This is a genomic window from Variovorax sp. J22P240 (genome assembly GCF_030316855.1).
GTDB lineage: Bacteria > Pseudomonadota > Gammaproteobacteria > Burkholderiales > Burkholderiaceae_C > Variovorax.
In genome coordinates this window covers 892,887-917,128 of sequence record NZ_JASZYR010000001.1, presented here as the reverse complement: position 1 = coordinate 917,128, position 24,242 = coordinate 892,887, and the positions used below count along the sequence as shown (strand labels likewise).

At 65.8% G+C, this 24,242-nt stretch carries 19 protein-coding genes and 1 other RNA gene; 12 read left to right on the top strand and 8 right to left on the bottom strand.

Translation table 11 applies throughout. The annotated features are described in order from the left end of the window. Window positions 1-4 precede the first annotated feature (4 nt). Window positions 5-466 carry a SixA phosphatase family protein gene (locus QTI24_RS04415; protein ID WP_286598570.1) on the top strand — a complete coding sequence of 154 codons (462 nt, stop codon included), beginning with the start codon at window positions 5-7 and terminating at the stop codon, window positions 464-466. Between the two features lie 13 nt (window positions 467-479). On the opposite strand, the gene QTI24_RS04410 is transcribed toward QTI24_RS04415, so the two are convergent. Beyond that, window positions 480-2,000 (bottom strand): Ppx/GppA phosphatase family protein, encoded by a 1,521-nt coding sequence (locus tag QTI24_RS04410; protein ID WP_286598568.1) that lies wholly within the window; start codon window positions 1,998-2,000, stop codon window positions 480-482. Between the two features lie 245 nt (window positions 2,001-2,245). On the opposite strand from QTI24_RS04410, the gene pstS reads away from it, so the two are divergent. Genes pstS through phoR form a run of 7 tightly spaced genes read left to right on the top strand, consistent with a single transcriptional unit; the run spans window position 2,246 to window position 8,881 of the window. Beyond that, window positions 2,246-3,289, top strand: coding sequence for a phosphate ABC transporter substrate-binding protein PstS (gene pstS, locus QTI24_RS04405; protein WP_286598567.1), 1,044 nt, complete (start codon window positions 2,246-2,248; stop codon window positions 3,287-3,289). A gap of 23 nt (window positions 3,290-3,312) precedes the next feature. Then, window positions 3,313-4,383, top strand: a complete 1,071-nt coding sequence (gene pstC / locus QTI24_RS04400; protein WP_286598566.1) for a phosphate ABC transporter permease subunit PstC — start codon at window positions 3,313-3,315, stop codon at window positions 4,381-4,383. Then, complete coding sequence (gene pstA, locus QTI24_RS04395) at window positions 4,380-5,264, top strand: phosphate ABC transporter permease PstA (RefSeq protein WP_286598565.1); 885 nt, start codon at window positions 4,380-4,382, stop codon at window positions 5,262-5,264. Before pstC ends, pstA begins: the two co-directional genes overlap by 4 nt. Before the next feature lie 5 nt (window positions 5,265-5,269). Then, window positions 5,270-6,049, top strand: a complete 780-nt coding sequence (pstB, locus tag QTI24_RS04390) for a phosphate ABC transporter ATP-binding protein PstB (RefSeq protein WP_286566030.1) — start codon at window positions 5,270-5,272, stop codon at window positions 6,047-6,049. 10 nt (window positions 6,050-6,059) lie between these two features. Then, window positions 6,060-6,761 carry a phosphate signaling complex protein PhoU gene (phoU, locus tag QTI24_RS04385; RefSeq protein ID WP_286566028.1) on the top strand — a complete coding sequence of 234 codons (702 nt, stop codon included), beginning with the start codon at window positions 6,060-6,062 and terminating at the stop codon, window positions 6,759-6,761. 42 nt (window positions 6,762-6,803) lie between these two features. Beyond that, window positions 6,804-7,496: a phosphate regulon transcriptional regulator PhoB gene (gene phoB / locus QTI24_RS04380; protein ID WP_286598564.1), complete on the top strand. Its 693-nt coding sequence runs from the start codon at window positions 6,804-6,806 to the stop codon at window positions 7,494-7,496. Between the two features lie 44 nt (window positions 7,497-7,540). Then, entirely contained in the window at window positions 7,541-8,881 is a 1,341-nt protein-coding gene (gene phoR / locus QTI24_RS04375) for a phosphate regulon sensor histidine kinase PhoR (protein ID WP_286598563.1), read from the top strand. On the opposite strand, the gene QTI24_RS04370 is transcribed toward phoR, so the two are convergent. The 3 genes from QTI24_RS04370 to QTI24_RS04360 all read right to left on the bottom strand — a co-directional run bounded on the left by QTI24_RS04370 (window position 8,838) and on the right by QTI24_RS04360 (window position 12,287). Further along, window positions 8,838-10,205: an MATE family efflux transporter gene (locus tag QTI24_RS04370; protein ID WP_286598562.1), complete on the bottom strand. Its 1,368-nt coding sequence runs from the start codon at window positions 10,203-10,205 to the stop codon at window positions 8,838-8,840. The two genes, phoR and QTI24_RS04370, sit on opposite strands and share 44 nt — an antisense overlap. After that, window positions 10,198-11,940, bottom strand: coding sequence for a hypothetical protein (locus QTI24_RS04365; RefSeq protein WP_286598561.1), 1,743 nt, complete (start codon window positions 11,938-11,940; stop codon window positions 10,198-10,200). The genes QTI24_RS04370 and QTI24_RS04365 overlap by 8 nt, the downstream gene beginning before the upstream one ends. A gap of 80 nt (window positions 11,941-12,020) precedes the next feature. Further along, window positions 12,021-12,287, bottom strand: a complete 267-nt coding sequence (locus QTI24_RS04360) for a type B 50S ribosomal protein L31 (protein WP_286598560.1) — start codon at window positions 12,285-12,287, stop codon at window positions 12,021-12,023. Between the two features lie 151 nt (window positions 12,288-12,438). Here QTI24_RS04360 and QTI24_RS04355 point away from each other — a divergent pair, with 151 nt between their 5' ends. Continuing rightward, window positions 12,439-13,500 carry an oxidoreductase gene (locus QTI24_RS04355; RefSeq protein ID WP_286599264.1) on the top strand — a complete coding sequence of 354 codons (1,062 nt, stop codon included), beginning with the start codon at window positions 12,439-12,441 and terminating at the stop codon, window positions 13,498-13,500. Between the two features lie 24 nt (window positions 13,501-13,524). Here the strand turns inward: QTI24_RS04355 and rho are convergent, their stop codons facing one another. Further along, window positions 13,525-14,790 (bottom strand): transcription termination factor Rho, encoded by a 1,266-nt coding sequence (rho, locus tag QTI24_RS04350; protein WP_286566020.1) that lies wholly within the window; start codon window positions 14,788-14,790, stop codon window positions 13,525-13,527. 185 nt (window positions 14,791-14,975) lie between these two features. Continuing rightward, complete coding sequence (gene trxA / locus QTI24_RS04345) at window positions 14,976-15,308, bottom strand: thioredoxin TrxA (RefSeq protein ID WP_286566019.1); 333 nt, start codon at window positions 15,306-15,308, stop codon at window positions 14,976-14,978. A 129-nt stretch (window positions 15,309-15,437) separates the two neighbouring features. Here trxA and QTI24_RS04340 point away from each other — a divergent pair, with 129 nt between their 5' ends. The 3 genes from QTI24_RS04340 to QTI24_RS04330 are packed head-to-tail and all read left to right on the top strand — an operon-like array spanning window position 15,438 to window position 22,503. Next, entirely contained in the window at window positions 15,438-17,990 is a 2,553-nt protein-coding gene (locus tag QTI24_RS04340; RefSeq protein ID WP_286598559.1) for a PD-(D/E)XK nuclease family protein, read from the top strand. An 8-nt stretch (window positions 17,991-17,998) separates the two neighbouring features. Continuing rightward, the gene (locus QTI24_RS04335) at window positions 17,999-21,256 is read left to right on the top strand and encodes a UvrD-helicase domain-containing protein (protein WP_286598557.1); all 3,258 of its coding nucleotides are present in this window, start codon (window positions 17,999-18,001) and stop codon (window positions 21,254-21,256) included. Next, the gene (locus QTI24_RS04330; protein WP_286598555.1) at window positions 21,253-22,503 is read left to right on the top strand and encodes a TIGR03862 family flavoprotein; all 1,251 of its coding nucleotides are present in this window, start codon (window positions 21,253-21,255) and stop codon (window positions 22,501-22,503) included. The genes QTI24_RS04335 and QTI24_RS04330 overlap by 4 nt, the downstream gene beginning before the upstream one ends. 389 nt (window positions 22,504-22,892) lie before the next feature. Here QTI24_RS04330 and ffs read toward each other — a convergent pair. Beyond that, window positions 22,893-22,989, bottom strand: an RNA gene (ffs, locus tag QTI24_RS04325) — signal recognition particle sRNA small type. A 38-nt stretch (window positions 22,990-23,027) separates the two neighbouring features. Beyond that, window positions 23,028-24,152: a zinc metalloprotease gene (locus tag QTI24_RS04320; protein ID WP_286598553.1), complete on the bottom strand. Its 1,125-nt coding sequence runs from the start codon at window positions 24,150-24,152 to the stop codon at window positions 23,028-23,030. Between the last annotated feature and the right edge of the window lie 90 nt (window positions 24,153-24,242).

Below are 24,242 nucleotides of genomic sequence, written 5' to 3'. Positions count from 1 at the left end.
ACACATGGATTTGATTTTCTGGCGCCATGCGGAGGCGGAGGACTGGACCGAAGGCTGCGACGACATGCAGCGTTCGCTGACCTCGCGCGGCGAAAAGCAGGCCAAGCGCATGGCGGCATGGCTCGATCGGCAATTGCCTGAAGGCACGCGGATCATTTGCAGCCCGGCCCGCCGCTGCGAGCAGACCGCCCTGGCACTCGGGCGCAAGTACAAGCTGCGCGGCGAACTCGCGCCCGACACCACGCCGGACGCACTACTCGGCGCGGCGGGATGGCCGAACGGCAAGTCGGTGGTGCTCATGATCGGCCATCAGCCATCGCTCGGCCAGGCCATCTCGCTGCTGCTGGGCCTTCAGCACGACAGCTGCCCGGTGCGCAAGGGCGCGGTCTGGTGGATTCGCACGCGCGAGCGCGATGGTGACGTGCAGACCGTGGTCGTCACGGTGCAGGCGCCGGAACTGCTTTGAGAGACGGCTGAGCTCAGCAGCCCGAGAGTTCGACGCGCCAGGTGGTCTTCTGCCAGGCCAGCACTTCTTCCCGCAGAAGGTGGGCCGATTGAGGGTACAGATCGGACCATCCCGCCCGGCAGGCAATGGTGAACAGCCTGGCGCCGCCCGGCCGTGCGAGCCGCAGCCCCTCCAGGTCCGGATCACGCCTCGCATGGCACAGGAGCACGGCCAGACGCAACGCCAACAGTTGCGAGACGAAGGATTCGTCGTCCAGAGAAGTCTCCAGCTTGCGCAGCTTGCCCCGGTGGCCCAGCACGAGCTGGCTCAGCAGGTGCATCTCGTTGACCGCAAAGCCCGGTGCGTCGGCGTTGTCGAGGATGTACGCGCCGTGCTTGTGGTATTCGCTGTGGGAGATCTGCGCACCGATCTCGTGCAACTGCGCGGCCCAGCCCAGCTTGCGCAGGGCGCGGCCGGCGCGGCTGGTCGTGCTGCCGCCACGTGCGTTGGGGTCGAGCTGCACGAACAGCCCGGCCGCTGTTTCCCCGACCCGCTTGAACTGTGCGGCATCGACTGCAAAGCGGTTGGCCAGCCGCGCCACGGTGGTGGTGCGGAGGTCGGCCACGGTGTCGTCGCGCTCCAGCAACTCGTACAGCACGCCATGGCGCAAGGCGCCTTGCGCGACTTTCATTTCTTCGATCTCGAGCAGGTCGAACACGGCGCGCAGCACGCTCACGCCGCCGCCGATCACCGCCTTGCGGTCTTCGCGCATCCCTTCGATGCGCAGGCGGTCGGCGCTGCCGGCCTTGAGCAGGCGGTCGACCAGCCAATCCAGCCCGTCGCGGGTGATCAGGCCCGGCTCGCCGCCGGCCAAGGTCAGCACATCGCCCACGGCGCCGATGGTTCCGGAGGCGCCGTAGGCCACGTCCCAACGGTCGGGCACATAGGTGCCGAGCGCGTCGTCGAGCACTGCCTTGGCGGCGATCTCGGCTGCGCGAAAGGCCGACGTCGTGAACAGACCCAGCGGAAAGTGCTTCATCGACCAAGCGACACTGCCGACCCGATACGACTCCATCACCTCGGCTTCGAGCGCCTGGCCGATGATCAATTCGGTGGAACGCCCGCCGATGTCGACCACCAGCCTGCGCTCCCGGTTCGAGGCATCGGTCTGGGGCAGGGTGTGCGCCACGCCCTGATAGATGAGGCGGGCTTCCTCGCGGCCGGTGATGACGTCGATGCCGAAACCCAGAATGGTGCGTGCGCGCAACAGGAATTCATCGCGGTTGCGGGCCTCGCGCAGGGTCTGCGTCGCCACGGCGCGGACCTGGGAGCGCTTGAAGCCGGCAAGCCGCTCGCCGAAGCGGGCGAGCGCGTCCCAGCCGCGCTGCATGGCTTCGGGCGTGAGATTGCGGTCGCTGTCGAGGCCGTTGCCTTGACGAACGGTTTCCTTGAGGTATTCGGTGCGGTGGATCTGGCCGTGGTCGACCTGGCCGATTTCCAGGCGAAAGCTGTTCGAGCCGAGATCGACCGCGGCGAGACGGGTTCCGTTTTGCATGTTGAAGTGGGGGAGTCGGGGGGTGATCGTAGCGCCCTCGCTGCGCACGCCTGCGTCAACCGGTATCCCGGCGAGGGAGAAAGGCTAGAGCAGGCACATGACGGTTGTGTGACAGCGTCATGCGGGAGCGCGCGAAAAGCGTCGACTTCTCCTCTGTGGGCGGGTGTCATCGGGCTGTCACACAAGCTTTCTAGAGTCCGTGCCAAGCCCCGAAAGGGGACCTTGTGCAGTTCAAAGGAAGCATCATGAAAACGACGTTCAAATTTGCAGCCGCCGGCCTTCTGGCGGTGGCTTTCGCCCACGCACCGGTGTTTGCCCAGGAAGCCGCCACTGGCGCCGGCGCCAGCTTCCCGGCGCCGCTCTACTCGAAGTGGGCTTCCGACTTCAACAAGGCCACCGGCGCGAAGATCAACTACCAATCCGTCGGTTCCGGTGCTGGCATCAAGCAGATCGACGCCAAGACGGTCGATTTCGGCGCCTCCGACATGCCCTTGACCGACGACGAGCTGAAGGCCAAGGGCTTGATGCAGTTCCCCACCGTCATCGGCGGCGTGGTTCCCGTGGTCAACATTCAGGGCATCAAGCCCGGCGAGCTCAAGCTGAGCGGCACGGTTCTCGGCGACATCTACCTCGGCAAGATCACCAAGTGGAACGACCCGGCGATCAAGGCGCTCAACGCCTCGCTCGCGCTGCCCGACGCTGCCATTGCCACGGTGCGCCGTGCCGATGGTTCGGGCACCACCTTCCTGTTCACGAACTACCTGAGCAAGGCCAACCCCGAGTGGAAGAGCAAGGTCGGCGACGGCACGGCCGTCAATTGGCCCAACGGCGCTGGCGGCAAGGGCAATGAAGGCGTCGCGGCCTTCGTGAACCGCCTGCCGAACTCCATCGGCTACGTCGAATACGCCTACGTCAAGCAGAACAAGATGACGTACGCCCAGATGCAAAACAAGGACGGCAACTTCGTCTCTCCGGACGACTCGGCCTTCAAGGCCGCCGCTGCGGGCGCAGACTGGTCGAAGACCTTCTACCAGGTGCTGACCGACCAGCCGGGCAAGGAATCGTGGCCTATCACCGGCGCGACCTTCATCCTGATGCACAAGGCGCAGGACAAGCCGGCACAGGCCGCCACGACCCTCCGATTCTTCGACTGGGCCTACAAGAACGGCGACAAGACCGCCGCCGACCTTGACTACGTGCCGATGCCGGACAAGGTCAAGAGCGTGATCGTCGTCGCCTGGGGTGACATCAAGGACGCGTCGGGCAAGCCCGTCGCCGCACTCAAGTAAGCCAATCAGAACGGCGCGCGGCCATGAGCACTCCGCTTGATCGCGCGCCGCTTTCGGAGCGACCTGTGTCATCCACCTTCCCCGCAAGTGCCAACCCGCTCGACCTCGCGGCCGAGCGCGCTCGCACAACAGCAAGCCCGCCGCCGGCTAAGCGGCCGCGCACCGGCGCCACCACCGACCGCCTGTTCGGCTGGGCCGCCATGGGCGCCGCGCTGCTGACGCTGGCGATGCTCATCGGCATCCTTCTGTCGCTGCTGGTCGGCGCCTGGCCCGCCATCTCGAAGTTCGGCCTCGGCTTCCTCACCAGCAGCGCGTGGGATCCGGTGAAAAACGAGTACGGCGGCCTGGTGATGATCTACGGCACGCTGGCCACCTCGTTCATCGCGCTGGTGATCGCTGTGCCGGTGAGCTTCGGTATCGCGCTCTTCCTCACCGAGATGTCGCCGGCATGGCTCAAGCGCCCGCTCGGCACGGCCATCGAACTGCTGGCGGCGGTGCCGTCCATCGTCTACGGCATGTGGGGCTTGCTGGTGTTCGGGCCGATCCTGTCCACCTACGTGCAGCAACCGCTGCAGAAGCTGTTTGACGGCGTGCCTTACCTGGGCGCGCTGGTGTCCGGGCCTCCGGTGGGCATCGGCATCCTGTCGGCGGGCATCATCCTCGCGATCATGATCATTCCGTTCATCGCCGCTGTGATGCGCGACGTGTTCGAAGTGACGCCGCCGCTGCTGAAGGAATCGGCGTATGGCCTTGGTTCCACCACCTGGGAAGTGGTCTCGAAGGTCGTGCTGCCTTACACCAAGGCCGGCGTGATCGGCGGCATCATGCTCGGCCTCGGCCGTGCCCTCGGCGAGACGATGGCCGTCACCTTCGTGATCGGCAACACCAACCAGCTCAATTCGCTGTCGCTCTTCGAGGCGGCCAACAGCATCACCTCGGTGCTGGCCAACGAGTTCGCCGAGGCCGGCGCGGGCCTGCACCAGGCCTCGTTGATGTATTTGGGACTCGTGCTGTTCTTCATCACTTTCGTGGTGCTCTCCCTATCGAAGGTCCTGTTGATGCAGATGCGCAAGAGCGAAGGGACGAAATCGTGACCACGGCCGAACAACTCCTGAACGCCAAGGCGCTCGACGAGACCCGCGCATCCAAGTTTGCGAGCCGCAAGCGCGTCAACATCATCGCCCTGACGCTGTCGATGGCCGCGATGGCCTTCGGCGTCTTCTGGTTGATCTGGATCCTCTGGGAGACGCTGCGCCTCGGCATCGGCGGCCTGACGTTCGCCACGCTCACCGAAATGACGCCGCCGCCCAACGAGGCGGGCGGCATCGCGAACGCGATCTTCGGCTCGCTGGCGATGGTGCTTCTCGCCACCTTCGTCGGCACGCCGATCGGCATCATGGCCGGCATCTATCTCGCGGAATACAACGTGAAGGGCTGGCTGTCGAACATCGTCCGCTTCGTCAACGACATCCTGCTGTCGGCACCGTCGATCGTGATCGGCCTGTTCGTCTATGCGGTGGTGGTGGCGTACTTCAGGTCCTTCTCAGGCCTGGCCGGCGCGATGGCGCTGGCGCTGATCGTGATCCCGGTCGTGATCCGCACCACCGAGAACATGCTGCAGCTGATACCTGCCGGCCTGCGCGAAGCGGCTTATGCGCTGGGCACGCCGAAGTGGAAAGTCATCCTGAGCATCACGCTGCGCGCCGCCCGCGCCGGGGTGGTCACAGGTGTGCTGCTGGCCGTGGCCCGCATTGCCGGCGAAACCGCACCGCTGCTCTTCACGGCGCTCAGCAATCAGTTCTGGACCTCGGACATGTCGCAGCCGATGGCCAGCCTGCCGGTGACGATCTTCAAATTCGCGATGAGTCCGTACGAGAACTGGCAGCAGCTGGCCTGGGCCGGCGTATTCCTGATCACCGTCGCGGTGCTGGCGCTCAACATCCTCGCGCGGGTACTCACGCGCAACAAACTCTGAACCCCATGGCAACCACACTCGCTCAGCCGACGCGCTCCAAGATCTCGGTCAAGGACCTGAACTTCTACTACGGCAAGTTCCACGCGCTCAAGGGCATCAATCTCGAGATCCCCGAGAACAAGGTGACGGCCTTCATCGGTCCGTCGGGCTGCGGCAAATCCACCTTGCTGCGCACCTTCAACCGCATGTTCGAGCTGTACCCGGAGCAACGTGCCGAAGGCACCATCGCCCTCGACGGCGAGAACCTGTTGACCTCGAAGCAGGACGTGGCGCTGATCCGCGCCAAGGTCGGCATGGTGTTCCAGAAGCCGACGCCGTTCCCGATGTCGATCTACGACAACATCGCCTTTGGCGTGAAGCTGTTCGAGAACCTTAGTGCCTCGGAGATGGACGATCGCGTCGAATGGGCGCTCAAGAAGGCCGCCCTCTGGACCGAAGTGCGCGACAAGCTGCAGCAAAGTGGCTCGGGCCTGTCCGGCGGCCAGCAGCAACGCCTGTGCATTGCGCGCGGCATCGCGATCAAGCCTGAAGTGCTTCTGCTCGACGAGCCCTGTTCGGCGCTCGATCCCATCTCCACAGCCAAGATCGAAGAGCTGATCGCCGAGCTGAAGAGCGAGTACACCGTGGTCATCGTGACCCACAACATGCAGCAGGCGGCACGCTGCAGCGACTACACGGCCTACATGTACCTGGGTGACCTGATCGAATTCGGTGCGACCGAAGAGCTGTTCTTCAAACCGAAGCGCAAAGAGACGGAAGACTACATCACCGGCCGCTTCGGCTAAGGGAGACCACATGACAGAGAAGCACCTTTCCAGCCAGTTCGACAGCGAACTCAACACCGTATCGTCGCGCGTGATGGAACTCGGCGGCATGGTCGAGGCCCAGATTCACCAGGCCGTGTATGCCCTCCAGCAGTTCGACTCCGAAGCGGCCGAGCGCGTGATGGAGACCGAGAACCGCGTCAACGCGATGGAGATCGAGATCGACCGCGAGCTGTCGTCGATCATTGCTCGCCGTCAACCGACGGCCCGCGACCTGCGCCTGCTGATTGCAATCTCCAAGACGACCGCCAACCTGGAGCGCGTGGGCGACGAGGCCAACAAGATCGCACGCATGGTCAAGTCGATCATCGAAAGCGGATCGGCGCGTGCGTTGCCTTCGATGGAATTGCGCATCGCCGCCGATCTCGCCTCGGGTCTGCTGCGCAAGGCGCTCGATGCGTTTGCACGGCTGGACACGGCCGCAGCGTTGTCGATCCTGAAGGACGACGACCTGATCGACAAGGAATTCGATGGTTTCGTGCGCAAGCTGGTCACCTACATGATGGAAGACCCACGCACGATCTCCGCCAGCCTCGACCTGCTGTTCCTGGCGAAGGCCATCGAGCGCATCGGCGACCACGCCAAGAACATTGCCGAGTTCATCATCTACATCGTCAAGGGCGCCGACGTGCGGCACGCCTCGATGAACGACATCGAAGCGCAGCTTCAATGACTCGCCCGCAGAACGCGGATTGAATGGAGAATTTGAGGATTCATGAAGAAACCCCGCATCCTGATCGTTGAAGACGAGTCCTCGATCGCCGAGCTGATCGCTGTCAACCTCCGCCACAATGGCTTCGAGCCCATCTGGGCGGAAGATGGCGCCGCTGCACAGCGCGAGATCGATGCCTTCCTGCCTGACCTGGTGTTGCTGGACTGGATGCTTCCCGGGCAGAGCGGCCTGCAGCTGGCGCGCCAATGGCGCAAGGATTCGCGCACCAAGGCGATGCCGATCCTGATGCTCACTGCGCGTGGCGACGAGCCTGACAAGGTTGCGGGCCTGGACGCCGGTGCCGATGACTACATCACCAAGCCGTTCTCCACCCAGGAGATGCTGGCGCGCATTCGTGCGGTGCTGCGCCGGCGTGCGCCGGAAGCGGTGACCGAGCGTGTCGAGATCGGCGAGCTGGCGCTCGACACGGCGACGCATCGCGTGACCTGGCAGGGCGCTCCGCTGAAGGTGGGGCCGACCGAATTCAAGTTGCTGGGCTTTCTGATGCAGCATGCTGAGCGCGTCCACAGTCGCGCGCAATTGCTCGACAAGGTCTGGGGCGATCACGTCTACATCGAAGAGCGCACGGTCGACGTGCACGTCAAGCGTCTGCGCGAGTCGCTCGGCCCGGCCGCGGCGATGGTGGAGACGGTGCGAGGTGCCGGCTATCGGCTGACGGCTCAGGCCACTGTTTGAGAGACCGCTCCGGCTGAGAAGACCGGGCGGGATAATGGTCCGGCATGCCGTTTCGTATTGCAACTTTCCTGCTGGCCTCCTTGCTTGGGGGCGCCTGCGCTGCGGCGATTCTCGGCTGGCACTTCGCATGGCTCGGTGCATGGCTGGGCGCCGTGGTGTGGCTGCTGCTCGACGCATGGCGTGCACGCCGGCTGCTGGAGGTGCTGCGCGTCGATGCCGCGGGGCTTCCGTCTCGCGGCCCGGGCGTGTGGGGCGAGCTGGCCGAGCGCATCCGCAAGCTGCTGCGCGCCAGGGAGCTGCAGACCCGGCAAGCCGAGGAAAGGCTGCAGGAGTTTCTGGCGGCCATCCAGGCCTCGCCCAACGGCGTGGTGCTGCTCGACGAACAGGGGCGCATCGAGTGGTGCAACCAGACGGCGGCCGGCCAGTTCGGCATCGATGCCGAACGTGACCTGCTGCAGCACCTCGCCAACCTGGTGCGCGACCCTGCGTTCGTGGCCTACCTCGCTTCATGGAACTACAGCCGTGACGTGGTGATCGATGCGCCTTCGCAAGCGCGGGGCCATCGCAGCCACTCGGCACGGCTGTCGGTCCAGGTGCACCCGTACGCGGGCAACCGGCGCATGCTCCTCACGCGCGACATCACGTCACTGGAGCAGGCCGAGGCCATGCGGCGCGATTTCGTCGCGAACGTCTCGCACGAGATCCGCACTCCGCTGACGGTGCTTGCGGGCTTTGTCGAGACCCTGCAGAACCTTCCGCTCGATGCGCAAGAGCGCTCGCGCTATCTCACGCTCATGGGACAGCAGTCGCACCGCATGGAGACGCTGGTCAATGATCTGCTGACCCTGTCGCGGCTGGAGGGCAGCGTCGCCCCGCCGCCGCATCGGTGGACGCGCATCCGTGCATTGATGGCGCAGTGCGAAGATGAAGGCCGTGGCTTGTCGAACCGGCTGTCGGCGCAAGGCCATCGACTCTCGTTCTCGATGGAGGCTGATTCCGAGATCGCCGGAGCGCCGACCGAATTGCAGAGCGCGATGTCCAATCTCGTGAGCAATGCCATCCGCTATACGCCCGGCGGCGGCGACATCGAAGTGACCTGGCGCCTGCTGCCCGACGGCCGGGGTGAATTCGCCGTGCAGGACAGTGGTCCAGGCATTGCCGCCGAGCACATTCCGCGACTGACGGAGCGTTTCTATCGCATCGATCGAAGCCGCTCGCGCGAAACGGGCGGCACCGGGCTGGGGCTGGCGATCGTGAAGCACATTGCGCAGCGGCACGGGGGCGAACTGCGCATCGTGAGCACTGTGGGCAAGGGCTCGCGGTTCGCGCTCGTGTTTCCGGTCACGCGGCTGCGTCAGGCCTCTGCGGTGAGCGCTGTCGCCTGACGGTCGACACCAGCAGCGCGAGGAACAGCGCCGCCGTGATCGCCAGCGCCAGGGCGCTCATGAGCCAGAACGCCAGCGGCGACTGCATCGCTGGCCAAGGCCCGATCCCGCGATAGGCCAGCAGATAGCTTCCTCCCAGCCCCACGCCCCAGAGCAGGGTGCAATAGAGGATCAGCGGCATTACCGTGACGCGGTAGCAGCGCAGGACGAAGACGCACAGCGTCTGTACCGCATCGGCGAGGTGGTAGAAGGCCGTCGCCAGCAACAGCGTCGCGCCAAGGGCGATCACCGCGGAATTGCCGGAGTAGATGCCTGCGAGTTGCCAGCGCAGGACGGCCATCGATACCGCGAAGAGCAGGGCGAAAAAGATGGTCAGCTCGAAGCCCCTTCGGCACGCCCGGCGCGCCAGAGCATCTTCACCGGCGCCGAGCCAGAAACTGACCCGCGCGCTGGTGGCGATGGCCAGCGACAACGGCATCATGTACGCCACTGCAGTGAGGTTCGACGCGATCTGGTGCGCTGCTGAAGCGGCGGTGCCCAGGCGTGCAATGAACAGTGCCATCAGCGTGAACGAGGTGACTTCCACCAGCACTGCAAGGCCGGCGGGAACCCCCAGGCGGGCGAATTGCCGGATCTGCGCCCAATCGGGCGCCTCGACGCGCTGCCAGAAACGGTACTCGCGATAGAAGGACTGGCTGCGCAGCAGCCAGATCGCGGCCGCGAGCATCGCGAAGTTGACAATCAGCGTGGCCCAGGCGCAGCCCGCCAGGCCCATCGCAGGCACACCCGCGCCGCCGAAGGTGAACCAGATCGACAGCGGCAGCTTCACGCCGAGCGAGGCCAGTTGCAGCCAAGTCACGAGCTGCGGCTTGCCCAGGCTCTGGTTGAGCGTGCTGAACAGGCGGAAAAGCAGCGCGGCAGGGAGCGCGAAGGCGAGGACCCGCAGGTAGGCTTCGACGTCGGCGCGCATGCTCTGCGGCACTTCGGTCCATCCCAGCATCGGCGCCGGAAAGAGCAGCACCGCCATGCCGAGCACGATCGTGATGCCGCAGAGGTAGAGCGATTGCCGCACCGACCGGCCGACCTCTGGCGTCCGCCCGGCGCCGTGGAGTTCGGCCCATACAGGGAGCAGCGCCTGCAGGACGCCCATCAGGGAAACAAATACGCTGATAAAGATCGCAGAGCCGACCGAGAGCGCTGCCAGCGCGCCTTCGGCGTAGCGCCCCGCCACGATCGTGTCGGTGACGCCGAAGGCCATCACGGCCAGCTGGCCGACCAGCACCGTTGCGGCGTGGCGCGCGATCACACGCCTTTCGCTAGCCACCGGCCGGTGCAATCCGTTGGAAGAGGAGCAGGTCGTCGCTCGCGCTGGTCGGGCGGCGGAAGGTGCCGATGAGGCGCCAGCCTTCGAGGTTCACGATCTTGTGCAGGGAGCCGACGGCGTCGGGTCCGACGATCAGCCAGGGGCAGTTCGCGCCCTGGGCCGACAAGTGCTGCAGGTTGAAATGCCCGTGGTGCCGCAGCGCCGCGATATGCGGCCGGCTGAGCGCCAGCGTCGAGATGCAGGAGGGCTGGCCCACGCGCTCGGAAATGACGCGGACTTGCGGCGCGTAGCTCAGCGCGTGATCGAGCGCCGGCAGCCACAGGGTGGTGCCGAGCAGCCAGCACAAGGCGGCGCCGCCGGCTGGCAGGACCAGCGTTTTCCAGAGTGCGGCGCGGTGGCGGCCGGTGCGCCAGCGCACCAGCCAACCCCATGCGATCGTCGCGGCCACCGCGAACGTCAAGGTGATCCAGGAGAACGATGGGGCGAATCCGGGCACCAGCCGGGTGACGCTGGTGGCCATCTTGGGCGGGAAGCCGGTCTGCAGCGCGATCCAGTAGCCCCAGATCATGACCGCGGTGCTGGTGAAGAACAGCAGCGTGAACCAGTCGATCAGCGCCGAGACGCTGCGCCTCAAGGTCGGCAGTGCAAAGGCGGCCATCGTCGCGAAGGCGGGAAGGGCGAGCAGCAGCGAGCGCTCGGAGAAGCTGGTGGTCCAGGTGGCGAACAGCGGGACCAGCGCAAACCACAGTGGCAGCGCGACGTGCCGCGCCGTGAGCTGGCGCCGCCAGCGCCAAATCGTCCACACCGTGAGTGGCCAGGCCGGCCAGGTGAACCACAGCAGCAGCTTCGCCTGGCTGCGCAGATCGGCGATGAGACGGATGCCCGGACGGCTGCCCGGCAGCTCGATCTTCCAGTGCAGCAGGCCGAGCCCGATCGCCAAGGCGCCGGCCAAGAGCGTGACGCCCAGCACCGCTGCGATGGCGCCCTTGCTGTAGGTGGGCTCGGTCTCCGATGTGTCGTCGGCACTGGCGCGCCGGAGTTCCGCGAACAGGATCGCCACGCAGCCGAAGCCCAGCATCAGCGCCACCGTGGGCCCGCCGCTCAGCGCCAGTCCGATGGCGCCAATCACCAACGCGATGAAGGCGCCGGTGCGCCGATAGGGCAGCGCAGCGACGCCGAAGAACAGTTGGGACGTGAAGAAAAGCTGTGCGAGCGCCGGGGTCGTTTCGTGCCCCAACTGCGCCAGGCCGAGACAAGCGATAAGCGCCAGCAGCGCGCCGTCGGCGATGGCGCGCGCGTAGTCGGTCGGACGCGCCTCTCCTCCGAATGCAAACGCCACGGGCTGTGCGCGCGGCGTGCGAGCCAGGTAGTACACGGCGTACCACGTGGCGGTGAACGTGCCTGCCAGCAGCAGGGCAAAGGCGATGCGAACGGCGAGGTCGGGGTTGACCCAGGTCGGTGCAATCTTGATCGCCCAGGCGCCGATCCAGTACGGGATCAGCGCCGGTGTCTCGGGCCTCAGCCCGAGCAGCATCGGATCGAGCCATCGCGCGATCCCGCCGCTGCCCTGCGCGAGTTCGGCCATGTAGCCGAAGGCACCGATGTCAGCGCTCTTCCAGGGCCCCCGACCCAGCAGTCCGGGCATGAGGTAGGCGGCGCACAGCAGCAGCAACGCGATGCGCGGCAGGCGGCGCACGGCGCTCTGGGCAACGATTGCGGGCGTCGGCTGGTTCAACGGAAGAGGATGGTGGGTCGATGGGAAAGAAAAAGGGCAGCGCGGTAAACCGGGCTGCCCTCGACTCGGAAGCGCCTTCCTTACTTGGAGGCGGTGCCGGTGGTCTTGCCGAAACGGTTGCGGAATTTCTCGACGCGACCGCCCATGTTGTCGACCGACTTTTGCGTGCCGGTGTAGAACGGGTGGGATTCGCTCGAGGTGTCGAGCTTGTACAGAGGCAGTTCACGACCGTCGTCGGTCTTGCCCATTTCCTTGGTGTTCGCGCACGAACGGGTCACGAACTTGAAGCCGTTCGACAGGTCGACGAACAGAACTTCGCGGTAGTTCGGGTGAATGCCTTCTTTCATGGTCTTTCCTTTGGTCGATGCGAGAGCCACAAACCCACCACAAACCGGGCTGTCCCGGAGGGGATGACACGGCACGGCGCCGTGTTGCACTTTTCGCTAAGCCCACAATTATCGCATACTGGTCCTTTTCAGCGCCAGAGGCCTCCTCATGATGCCTTTTCGCACCTTGCGCGCCGGCCTCGTGGGCTATGGATTCGCGGGCCAGACTTTCCATGCCCCTGTGCTTTCGGCCGTTGCGGGCCTTGAACTGACGGCCGTGGCGAGTTCGCAGCCGCACAAGGTCCATGCGGACTGGCCCGGGGTCGACGTGGTCCCGGACGTCGAGGCGTTGTTGCGCCGAACCGACATCGACCTGATCGTGATCGCTGCGCCGAACGCCCAGCATCACCCGCTGACCACGGCTGCACTCGCAGCCGGCAAGCATGTGATCGTCGACAAACCCTTCACGCTGGACGCTGCCCAGGCACGCGAACTGGCCGACCTGGCCCGGCAGAAGGGGCGGCTGCTGTCCGTGTACCAGAACCGCCGTTTCGACTCGGACTTCCTGACGCTGCGCGACCTGCTCGCCCGCGGCGAACTGGGGCGTCCCGTGTACGTCGAGTCGCATTTCGACCGTTATCGGCCGCAGGTGCGCGAACGCTGGCGCGAGCAGCCTGTGCCGGGCGCAGGCCTCTGGGTGGATCTTGGATCGCACCTGGTGGACCAGGCGGTTCAACTGTTCGGCCGGCCTGACACCCTGCACCTCGATACCGCCGCGCTGCGTGACGGCGCATTGGTCGAAGACTACTTCCACGCCGTGCTGCGTTACGAGAAAGGCGCTCATGCACCCCTGCGCGTGGTGCTGCATGCGACCACGCTGGCTGCGTACGCCGCGCCGCGCTACATCGTGCACGGCACACGCGGCAGCTACATCAAGCGGGGAGTCGATCCACAGGAGGACGCGCTGCGCGCTGGAAGGCGTCCGGGCGATGCGGGGTGGGGTGTCGATCCGATCGACGGCGAACTCACGATCGTGCGCGACGACGGACGCGTTCAGTCGGGGGCCGTGCCCACGCTGGCAGGCAACTACGTCAGCTACTACACGGCGATTCGCGATGCAATCCATGGGGAAGGCCCGAATCCGGTGACGCCGGACCAGGCAGTCGAGCTCATGGAACTGCTCGACCTGGGACGCCAAAGCGCGACCGAAGGCCGGGCCCTGGCGGTGCGCTGACCTGGTGCCAGCGCAAGGAGGCGATCAGCCTCCGCGACGCATCATGTCGAAGAACTCGACATTGGTCTTCGTCGCCTTCATGTTCTTGAGCATGAGTTCCATCGCCTCGATCTCGTCCATGTTGTACATGAGCTGGCGAAGGATGCGGGTCTTCTGCAGGATCTCGGGCGGCAACAGCAGTTCTTCGCGGCGCGTACCGCTGCGGTTGAGCTGGATCGAGGGGAACACGCGCTTCTCGTAGAGACGGCGGTCGAGGTGAATTTCAGAGTTGCCTGTGCCCTTGAACTCTTCGAAGATCACCTCGTCCATGCGGCTGCCGGTATCGATCAGCGCGGTGCCGATGATGGTGAGCGAGCCGCCTTCTTCCACATTGCGCGCGGCGCCGAGGAAGCGCTTGGGGCGCTGTAGTGCATTGGAGTCCACGCCGCCGGTCAAGACCTTGCCCGACGAGGGGACGACGTTGTTGTAGGCGCGGGCGAGGCGGGTGATCGAGTCCAGCAAGATCACTACGTCCTTCTTGAGTTCGACCAGGCGCTTCGCGCGCTCGATCACCATTTCGGCGACGTGCACGTGGCGCGCTGCGGGCTCGTCGAAGGTCGATGCAATGACCTCGCCCTTTACTGTGCGCTGCATTTCGGTCACTTCTTCAGGCCGCTCGTCCACCAATAGCACCATCATGTGCACTTCGGGGTAGTTGGCGCTGATCGCGTGAGCGATGTGCTGCATCATCACCGTCTTGCCGCTCTTGGGCGGGGCCACCAGCAGGGCGCGCTGGCCTTTGCCGATCGGCGCGATGATGTCGATGATGCGGCCGGTGATGTTCTCGTCGCCCTTGAAGTTGTCGCGCTCCAGACGCATCAGTTCCTTGGGGAACAGCGGCGTCAGGTTCTCGAACATCACCTTGTGCTTGTTCGCCTCGGGCAGGCCGTCGTTGACCTTGTCGAGCTTCGTCAGCGCGAAGTAGCGTTCGCCATCCTTGGGCGTGCGCACTTCGCCTTCGATCATGTCGCCGGTGTGCAGGTTGAAGCGGCGCACCTGGCTCGGCGAGATATAGATGTCGTCCGTGCTGGCCGTGAAGCTGGTGTCGGGGCTGCGCAGGAAGCCGAAGCCGTCCGGCAGGATCTCGAGCACGCCGTCGGCGAAAACCTGCTCGCCGGCCTTTGCGCGCTTCTTGATGATCGCGAACATCAGTTCCTGCTTGCGCATGCGGCCGACGTTTTCGATCTCAAGGGCTTCGGCCTGCTTGAGGACTTCGGACACGTGGAGTGCCTTGAGTTCGTTTAAGTGCATGGAATGACCCCTTGCGGGGAAATCTGTCGAAAAACCAGGAGGGGGAGGTTTGGGGAGAGGCGAGAGATGCCTCACAAACCGGGGAACTCGAACCGGGTACCTGAATGGGCCGGTGATCTGTGGGGAATTATGACAGGAAAAAAAGAAAAGCTGCCGGCGCGTTGCGCGCGGGCAGCTGGGGAGCCTCAGGCGAGTTGCTGGTCGATGAAAGCGGTGAGCTGAGCCTTGCTCATGGCACCGACCTTGGTAGCGGCCAGTTGGCCGTCCTTGAACAGCATCAGCGTCGGGATACCGCGAATACCGAACTTGGCGGGGATGTCGCGGTTCTCGTCGACATTCATCTTGGCGATCTGCAGCTTGCCTTCATAGGTGTTCGACACCTCGTCGAGGATCGGCGCGATCATCTTGCATGGGCCGCACCATTCGGCCCAATAGTCCACCAGGACAGGCTTGCCGGACTGGAGCACGTCGGCTTCGAAAGAAGAGTCGGAGATGTGTTTGATGAGGTCGCTGGCCATGGATGTGTCCTTCTGCGCGGAGAGTTTCGGTGCAGCTAAAGTGCGGGTCATTGTGACAGAAACCAAGTGTCGGCGTGGCCGACGCGCAAGCTATGGCCCCGATAGCCAAAGCAACTCCAACTACACCCCATGCATCCATTTGAGCGCCATCCGGCGCACGCGCTTTGGCGCGATCCGGCCCAGGGCATCGTCAGCCGCATCGCCCAAGTTCTGTCCGAGCGAGGACTCCACGCGGCGCGCACGGTGGTGCTTGTCCCCTATGCACAACTGATGCAGGTGGCGCGCGCCATGTGGGCGGCGCACGGCACGCCGGGTTTCGCGCCGCGCTTCGAAACCACGCGCAACTGGGCGCGCAGCGTCGGGGGGTTCGCGCCCGGCATCGACGACATCGCCTTCGACATGGCGCGCGACCTGCTCACTGCGCAGTCCTTGCTGGCCCGCACCGGTTTTGCGGCGTCTCGCAACGCGCTGGCGGGGCGGCTGGTCGAGATCGTGCTGCAGCTCGCGCCGCTGGCTGCCGCCGAGCATCCCGATGAACGCACGGTATGGGCCCAGCGCACGGGCGAGATCGTGGGTGCGGGGAAGGGTTCCGAATGGTTCGATACCGAGAGCGCCCTCAACGGCATTGCACTGGCGTGGGCATCCACCTCCAGCTATGCGACCGACGTGCTGTTCACAGGGGCTGCGCTCGCGCAGGTCGACCAGCTCATCGTCCTGGACGGGCTTCAGAGCGACCCGCTGACCCGCAAGCTCGCCTCGCTGCTCGGTACGCGCGCCTTGCACCTGCCGCTCGCGGCCTTGATTGCGCCGGTCTGTGTCTCAGACTTGCATGCGGCGGCTGATCCTGAAGACGAGGCGGAGCGCGCCGCGGCCTGCGTGTTGCGCCATCTGGCGGAAGAGCGTGCTCCCGTGGCGCTCGTCGCCACCGACCGAGCACTGACCCGCCGCATTAGCGCGCAGATCGCAGCGCACGGCGTGGTGCCCCACGACGAGACTGGCTGGAAGCTTTCCACGACGCGTGCCGCCGCGAACCTGATGAGCGCGCTGCGCGCATGTGCCCATGATGCGAGCAGTGATCAGGTGCTCGACTGGCTCAAGTGCGCAAGTGCCTTCGACGGTCGCGCTGTCCTTTCGCTCGAAGCGCGACTGCGCGATCGCGGCATGCGTGATTGGCGCAGCTGGCGCTCATTGGCCGCGAGCAGCGACAAGCCCCAGGATTCCGGGCTGCTGCCGCTCACCGAAGCCATCGAAGCCCTACGGTCCGAGTTCATTCGCCCCCGGCCGCTCGGCGACTGGTTGACGGGGACCCGGACCCTGCTCGAAGCTGGCGGTCAATGGGCGGATTTGGCCGGTGACGTGGCCGGCATCGAAGTGATTTCCGCGCTCTATCTGGACGCTGATGACGGCGAGATTCGAGGCACGCGCTGCACACTGGCCGAATTCACCGCCTGGGTGCGCGACGTGCTCGAAGCGGCCAGCTTCGTGGTCGCTCCCGCGAGCACCGAGATCCCGCAAGTCGTCGTCCTGCCGCTGCACCAGCTGCTCGGCCGCGCCTTCGCGGCGGTCGTCGTCCCGGGGTGCGACGATCAGCGCTTGCCTGCTTCGCCCGAGCCGCCGGGCGATTGGACGCCCGCGCAGCGCGTCGGACTGTCACTGCCTTCGCGCGAGGACCTCGAGGCTGCACAGCGCGCCGCATGGGCGATCGCGATGCGCGCACCGTACTGCGATGTGCTGTGGCGGCAGTTCGACGCCAGCGGCGAGCCGGTGAGGCCGAGTCCGCTCGTGCAGATGCTGCACCTCGACCATGCGGCGGTCGATGCTGCGGATCCGCGCGAGCCTGTTCAGGTGGAGGCACGGCCGACCGCGCATCCCCAGCCGCGCGGCGAGGCGCTCGTACCCGCCACCTTGTCGTCGACAGCCTACGAGGATCTCCGCCGATGCCCGTATCGCTTCTTCGCGTTGCGACAGCTCGGCCTGCGCAACAGCGATGAACTCGACGCCGAGATCGACAAGCGCGATTTCGGCAACTGGCTGCATGCCGTGCTCGGCCATTTCCATGAGGCACTGAAAGACGGCCCGACCGCCGATCTTCAGGCGCGGCGCGCCATGATGGCCGTCGCGCAAGACTTGGCGACCCGCGAGTTCGGCTTGTCGAAGGCCGAATTCCTTCCCTTCGCCGCGGCCTGGCCGGCCGTGCGCGAGGGCTATCTGGCCTGGCTGGCAGGACACGAGGCCGGCGAAGGCGCCGTGTTCGTCGAGGCGGAGCCGTGGAAGGAAGTGCCGCTGAGTAGCGTGAAGCTCATCGGTCGCCTCGACCGCGTCGACGCCACGCCCGACGGCAGGTCCTTCGTGATCGACTACAAGACCGAGTCCGCGGACAAGACCCGCGAACGCATCAAGGAGCCGACGGAGGACACGCAGCTCGCGTTCTACGCCGCCCTGTTTCCCGACGACAGCTTGCGCGCCGCCTATGTCAACGTCGGAGAGAAGGCCTCCGGCACGCGCACCTTCGAGCAGGAGGACGTGGTGACTGCGCGCGACGCACTGGTCGCCGGCGTGATGGATGATCTCGCCCGCATCGGCCGAGGTGCGGCGCTGCCGGCCCTCGGCGAAGGGCAGGTGTGCGAACACTGTGCAGCCCGCGGCCTGTGCCGCAAGGATTTCTGGGAAGTGGCCGAATGAGCGCCAACATGACTGCCGCCGCAGCCTATGAACACAACGGCGTCCGCGTCTCGCGCGAGCGCTTCTATGCCATCGCCTGCGATCCGCGTCGCTCGGTGGCCGTTGAAGCCTGCGCGGGCGCGGGCAAGACCTGGATGCTGGTGTCGCGAATCGTTCGCGCCTTGCTGGAGGAGGGCGAGGGAGCTTGTGCGCCGCACGAGATCCTGGCGATCACCTTCACCAAGAAGGCAGCGGGCGAAATGCGCGAGCGCCTGGACCAATGGCTCGAAAGGTTCGCTGAGCAGCCGGCGGTCGAACTGGTGGCCGAACTGGTGATGCGTGGCATGGACCCGTCAGCCGCGGAGGCTGCCGCGCCACGGCTGCAAGGCCTCTATCGCGAACTGCTTGCAGGCGGTCGCCCCGTGCAGTTCCGCACCTTCCATGCGTGGTTCGCCGCCTTGCTGCGGAGCGCACCGGTCGCGGTGCTGGAGCGGCTTCGATTGCCGGCCAATTACCAGTTGCTCGAAGACGATGCCGAGGCGCGGGTGCGCGTGTGGCGGCCGTTCTATTCGGCCGTCACCGAAGACGGGGCCGCATCGGCCGACTACCACGCGCTGGTCGCAACCCATGGCCGATCGCAAATCGCCAAGGCGCTGGACGATGCGCTGACGCGCCGCGTCGAGTTCGCGCTCGCGGATGCGCACGACGCGGTCGACGAGGCGGTGACGCCGATGGGCGAGATGTACCCCGCCTTCGCGCGCGCCGAATCGCCGGAAGACATCCTCCTTCATGACCCTGCATGGCGCAGCACGATGCTGGCTGCGGCCCGTGCGCTGGGTCGTGCGAGCGCCCCGACCTTTTCGCGCCGGGGCGTCGAACTTGAACAGGCCGTAACCGAAGGCCAGGCCGCCGGCGTACTCGACGCGCTGCTGACCCAGAAGGGTGAGCCGCGCAAGTTCAGCGAAAAGCTGGCCGGACTCGAGGATGTGCGGGCTGCGCAGGAACGTGCGCTGCAATACTGCGCTGCGCAGGCGCAGCACGAAGCCTGGCTCTACCAGCAACGCATGGCGCGGCTGACGCGCTTGCTGAATGTCTGCTTCATGGAGGTCAAGGCCACCAACGGCTGGGTCGACATGAACGACGTCGAGCAGGCCGCGCACCTGCTTCTGGGCAACGCGGAGCTTTGGGGTTGGGTGCAGGAGCGGCTCGACGCGCAGGTGCGCCATCTGCTGGTCGACGAGTTTCAGGACACCAACCCGCTGCAATGGCAGGCGCTCAATGGTTGGCTCGGCAGCTACGCGGGAGCGGGTGGTCGGCGTCCGGGCGTATTCATCGTGGGCGACCCGAAGCAGAGCATCTACCGGTTCCGGCGTGCGGAGCCCCAGGTGTTCATCGCGGCGAAGCAATTCGTCCAGCAGGGCCTCAACGGTGATCTGCTGAATTGCGACCACACGCACCGGAATGCGCAGGCGGTGGTCGGGCTGGTCAATGCGGCAATGCAGGATGCCCAGCAGGCCGGCGAATTCAGCGGCTTCCGCAACCATACGACCGAGTCGCGCGTGCCGGGACAGATCCGCAAGCTGCCGCTGATATCTCGCGATTCGATAGGGCCTGCGGAAGCGACCGGAGAACTGGTCGCCGACGCTGATGGTGCACTGCCATGGCGCGACAGCCTCACCACGCCGCGCGTGCTGCCGGAAGAGCGCCTGCTGCAGAAGGAATGCGAGCAGGCGGCACGCTGGATTGCCGAGCGCATCGCGGGCGGCCTGGCGCCCAGCCAGATCATGGTGCTGGCACGCCGGCGCAGCCGACTGGCTGTCCTGCAGGATGAACTGCGCAAGCTGCACATCGCGGTCCAGCAGCCCGAGAAGAACGACCTGAACGACGCCCCCGAGGTACAGGACGTGGTCGCGCTGATCGATGCGCTGGTCTCTCCGGACCACGACCTGTCGCTCGCGCGAGCGCTGAAATCGCCTCTGTGGGGCGCCGACGACGATGCCCTGGTGCAGCTCGCGCTGCGTCAGCGAGCGGGCCGTGCGAGCTGGTTCGACCTGCTCCAGGCGCCGGACTGGCCGGAGCCGCTTGCCGGCATTGGCCCGCGTCTGCGCAAGTGGCAGCAATGGCTCGCCGCGTTGCCGCCGCACGATGCGTTGAGCGCAATCTTCCACGACGGGGACGCGCTCGCGAAATTCGCTGCCGCCGCGCCCGCCGCGCTGCGCAAGAGCGTGCTGGCCAACCTGCGCGGGCTGCTGGCGGCATCGCTCGAACTCGATGGTGCGCGCTTCGCAACGGCCTATGGCTTCGTGCGTGCGGTCCGCGCCGGCGGTGTTCGCGCACCTTCGGTCGCGGTGGCCGACGCCGTGCAACTGCTGACGGTCCACGGCGCCAAGGGCCTCGAAGCCGAACTCGTGCTGCTGCTCGACACCGATGCATCGGCTCAGCGTGCCCAGACCATGGGCGTGCTCGTGAAATGGCCTGGCCATTCCGCCGCGCCCGAGCGCTTCGTGTTCATGGCGAGCGAAAAGAATCCGCCGGCTTGCACCGTCGATGACCTTGCGCAGGAGCAGGCGGCAAGACACCGCGAAGAAATCAACGCGCTTTATGTAGCGACGACGCGCGCCCGGGGCGAACTGGTTGTCTCCGCTGTGGCCGCCGCACGGCCCAACGCCCAGAGCTGGTGGGCGCGGTTGGAGGCGCGCTGCACGCTGGTCGGCGATGTGAGCGACACCGCCCGTGTGGCTTCCGCCCACGTCCCTGCCACATTCCAGATGCTGCGCTTGCCAGAACCGATGGTGGCTTCAAAGACGCGAACTGTCGTTCTCGCTGCACCCGATATCGACGCGCGGGCGTCGGCGATGGGGCAGGCCATGCACCGGCTGCTCGAATGGGCGCAGCCCGGCGCCGCATTGCCGGTCGAGCATCTTCGTGCCGCGGCGCGCGAGTTCTCGCTCGACCTGCAGGCCGCGCGTGCCGCGGCGGCTCTGGCGCAGCGGATTCGCTCCGGCAAGGGCGCATGGGCTTGGGACAGCGATTCGCTCGACTGGCACGGCAACGAGGTCACGCTGGTCCACGAAGGGCAGACGCTGCGGATCGATCGCCTGGTCCGCCATCGCGAGAGCGGTGCGTGGTGGGTGCTCGACTACAAGTCCGCCGCCCGACCCGAACGTGACGCGAGCCTGATCGCACAACTCAACCGCTACCGCGATGCGGTGCAACAAGCTTATCCCGGTGAGACGGTGCGCGCCGCGTTCCTGACCGGGCAGGGCGAACTGGTCACACTCGAATGAAACAAGATCAACGTGTCGCCGTCGTCGGCGGCGGTCCGGCCGGATTGATGGCGGCCGAGGTCCTCAGTGCGCAGGGCGTGCAGGTACATCTGTACGACGCGATGCCTTCCGTCGGACGCAAGTTCCTGCTCGCGGGGCGCGGCGGCCTGAACCTCACGCATTCGGAGCCCTTCGACGTCTTCGCAGGCCGCTTCGGCGAGCGCCGCGGGCAGATCGAACCGCTGCTTCGCCGCTTCGGGCCCGACACACTGTGCAAGTGGGCGCACGGCCTGGGCATCGAGACCTTCGTCGGCACCTCCGGACGCGTATTTCCCAAGGACATGAAGGCAGCGCCGCTATTGCGCGCGTGGCTGCATCGCTTGCGGCAGGCCGGTGTGCAATTCCACATGCGGCACCGGTGGCTCGGCTGGCCCGATGTCGCGGCGCCTGCAACCGCGCTGCGTTTCGCGACCGCTGCCGGTGAGGTCGTGGCGCCTTTCGATGCTGTGGTCTTCGCGCTCGGGGGGGCGAGTTGGGCGCGGCTTGGCTCCGATGGAGCGTGGGTGCCGTGGGTGTCGGAGCGCGGCGTGCAAGTCGCGCCGCTCGCGCCGGCCAACAGCGGCTTCGACCTGCAGTGGACGCCCTTCTTTGCCGAGCGCTTCGCGGGCATGCCCTTCAAGTCGGTCGCGATCTCTTTCACGGATGCCGTAGGCCATCGCTTCGCGCGCAAGGGCGAGTTCGTTGCCACTGCGACGGGTGTCGAAGGCAGTCTGATCTACGCGGTCTCTGCGTTGCTGCGTGATGAAACTGCCGCCAATGGAAGCGCCACCTTGCTGCTCGACCTGCTACCCGATCGCAGCCCAGAGCAGGTACGCGCCGCTGTGCTGCATCCACGCGGCTCGCGTTCCGTCGCCAGTCATCTGAAGAGTCGGCTCGGGCTGGAAGGCATCAAGACCGCCGTGCTGCACGAAGTGCTCTCACGCGACGAAATGCACGTGCCCGAGAAGCTGGCCGAAACCATCAAGGCCGTGCCGCTTCGGCTTCTCGCGCCGAGGCCCCTCGACGAGGCGATCAGTACCGCGGGCGGCGTTCGCTTCGATGCGCTGGACGACCACCTGATGAGCACCGCGCTGCCCGGCGTTTTCTTCGCAGGCGAGATGCTGGATTGGGAAGCGCCCACCGGCGGTTACCTCCTGACGGCGTCCATGGCCTCTGGTGCCGCTGCTGCACGGGGCGTGCTCATGCGATGGGGGAAGCAGGGCGGTTGACGATCGCGAGCCGAGTGGGGCCTCAGCGCCGCACTTGCCAGTGCCGTGCGGTCGTGGCGACGACGCGCGCCGCATGGCCCCTGAGATCCTCGCTTCCGCCTCTTTCCTGCGGGACGGGGAACGGCCAGGTTGAACGCCTGACGATCTGCGGGCGGGGTGTGAACGGAAGCACCCGCGCAGCGGCCATTGGGGGGATGAAAGGGGTCATGTGTCGCCTCGATGTTGTTCTTGGGGACGACGAATTCTACTTGAATCACTGTATTTAAATACAGTATTTTGGCCCGCTCGACAGCCCGGCTGGAATGCGCGAGCGATGAGAACTGGTCGGGGCGCCTGGCCCCGCGGGATGCGCGTGAGCTATCGAAAACTCACGGCTTCTGGATTGTGGGGTTGACGAGCCTTACCCCCGGCACTGACTACGCAGTTAGGGCTGCTTGGTTCCCCACCTGACCCGGTTGGCCACTTCACCATGCGGGGAGGCCCGTCAACTGACGATTGTAGGCGACTCCAGGCGACCCCTCGCTTCACCAAGCCATCAGCGAGGTTTCAAGTGCCGCATCGGCGTAGTACAGACGCACGCCAACCTGATAGTGCCGCCCCTTCTGCAGCCGCATGCTGACCTTGGCGTTGAGGTCGGTGCCGCTGTCGTCGGCACCCGCGATCTGCACGTTGCCCGAAGGCGTGACCTCGAACAGCACCATCACCGTGTCGGAGGTTCCGAAGGTCCCGATGTTGTAAGTACGGGTGCGCGTCGGCAAGAAGTCGAAGGTGCGGGTTTCGCCCGCCTTGAGCTTGAGCAGTTGCGAGAGCCCGACCTTCAGCGTGGAGGTGCTGGGCGCCCGCACACCGGGATAGGACTCGACGACCCAGGCCTTGTCGGCATAGGAGAGTCCCCCCTTGGGCGTGAGCCCGGCCGTGTACTTCGCCGGGGCTTCGATGAGCCCGGCGTCGAACTGGTATTCCATGACCGAATCCGGATCCCACGTTGTGCCTTTGATCTGCGAGGTCGGAATTTTGCGCAGGATGTTCCATTCGATCTGCGACGGGTCCCAGTTGTTGGGCGGGCCCGAGAAATAGGCGATCACGGCACTCCGATTCCAGGTGATGCCGGCATTCGGGTTCTGGTGCTCGTGTTCGAGTGCGATGGTGTGGCCGATCTCGTGCAAAGCCGTGTCGTGTCCGTAGTCGGTCGTCAGCGGCCAGCCGAAATTCATCGTGCGTTCCTGCGGCGATCGGGTGCCGAGTACGTCGCGTCCCACATAGGACCACGAGCCGTCCTGCTGGTCGAAGCCGATTCGCACGATGGCGTCTTCGGGCGCATCCACCTTGCGGAAGCTGATGCCGATACCCAGCTTGGCCCAGGCCTCGAACGAACTGTTGACGACGGCGATGTCGGCCGTGCTGCCTTGCCATGCCGCGGGCACGGCATCGCCACGCTTGAAGCAGTAGTAGGTGAGTTGCGTGCCGTTCACCCATTTCTTGCTAGCGGACATGATGGCACTGGCGCGGCCTGGCGCCACGCTGGGGTCGAACTTGCGCACCGGCTGCACGGGCTGCACGCAATAGCGGCGTGCGCCTGGATTGCCGGCCTGCCTGGAATTCCTGGCCGCGGCGGTGCCGGCGGCCTTTTTGCGTGGCGCGGTGGGCATATCGGTCTCCTCGATGGTGTTTTCATGCTAGGCGCGGGGTGCGCGAATTCCATCTGCAAGATGGCCTAGGCTGGCGCGGGAGGCGGGTCC

Excerpts from the sequence above, each read along its gene's own strand:
- pstC (WP_286598566.1), top strand. The coding sequence starts at position 3,313 with ATGAGCACTCCGCTTGATCGCGCGCCGCTTTCGGAGCGACCTGTGTCA.
- QTI24_RS04335 (WP_286598557.1), top strand. The coding sequence starts at position 17,999 with ATGACTGCCGCCGCAGCCTATGAACACAACGGCGTCCGCGTCTCGCGC.
- QTI24_RS04330 (WP_286598555.1), top strand. The coding sequence starts at position 21,253 with ATGAAACAAGATCAACGTGTCGCCGTCGTCGGCGGCGGTCCGGCCGGA.
- trxA (WP_286566019.1), bottom strand. The coding sequence starts at position 15,308 with ATGGCCAGCGACCTCATCAAACACATCTCCGACTCTTCTTTCGAAGCC.
- QTI24_RS04415 (WP_286598570.1), top strand. The coding sequence starts at position 5 with ATGGATTTGATTTTCTGGCGCCATGCGGAGGCGGAGGACTGGACCGAA.
- QTI24_RS04320 (WP_286598553.1), bottom strand. The coding sequence starts at position 24,152 with ATGCCCACCGCGCCACGCAAAAAGGCCGCCGGCACCGCCGCGGCCAGG.
- phoU (WP_286566028.1), top strand. The coding sequence starts at position 6,060 with ATGACAGAGAAGCACCTTTCCAGCCAGTTCGACAGCGAACTCAACACC.
- rho (WP_286566020.1), bottom strand. The coding sequence starts at position 14,790 with ATGCACTTAAACGAACTCAAGGCACTCCACGTGTCCGAAGTCCTCAAG.
- QTI24_RS04340 (WP_286598559.1), top strand. The coding sequence starts at position 15,438 with ATGCATCCATTTGAGCGCCATCCGGCGCACGCGCTTTGGCGCGATCCG.
- phoR (WP_286598563.1), top strand. The coding sequence starts at position 7,541 with ATGCCGTTTCGTATTGCAACTTTCCTGCTGGCCTCCTTGCTTGGGGGC.
- pstS (WP_286598567.1), top strand. The coding sequence starts at position 2,246 with ATGAAAACGACGTTCAAATTTGCAGCCGCCGGCCTTCTGGCGGTGGCT.
- pstB (WP_286566030.1), top strand. The coding sequence starts at position 5,270 with ATGGCAACCACACTCGCTCAGCCGACGCGCTCCAAGATCTCGGTCAAG.
- QTI24_RS04410 (WP_286598568.1), bottom strand. The coding sequence starts at position 2,000 with ATGCAAAACGGAACCCGTCTCGCCGCGGTCGATCTCGGCTCGAACAGC.
- QTI24_RS04360 (WP_286598560.1), bottom strand. The coding sequence starts at position 12,287 with ATGAAAGAAGGCATTCACCCGAACTACCGCGAAGTTCTGTTCGTCGAC.
- QTI24_RS04355 (WP_286599264.1), top strand. The coding sequence starts at position 12,439 with ATGCCTTTTCGCACCTTGCGCGCCGGCCTCGTGGGCTATGGATTCGCG.
- phoB (WP_286598564.1), top strand. The coding sequence starts at position 6,804 with ATGAAGAAACCCCGCATCCTGATCGTTGAAGACGAGTCCTCGATCGCC.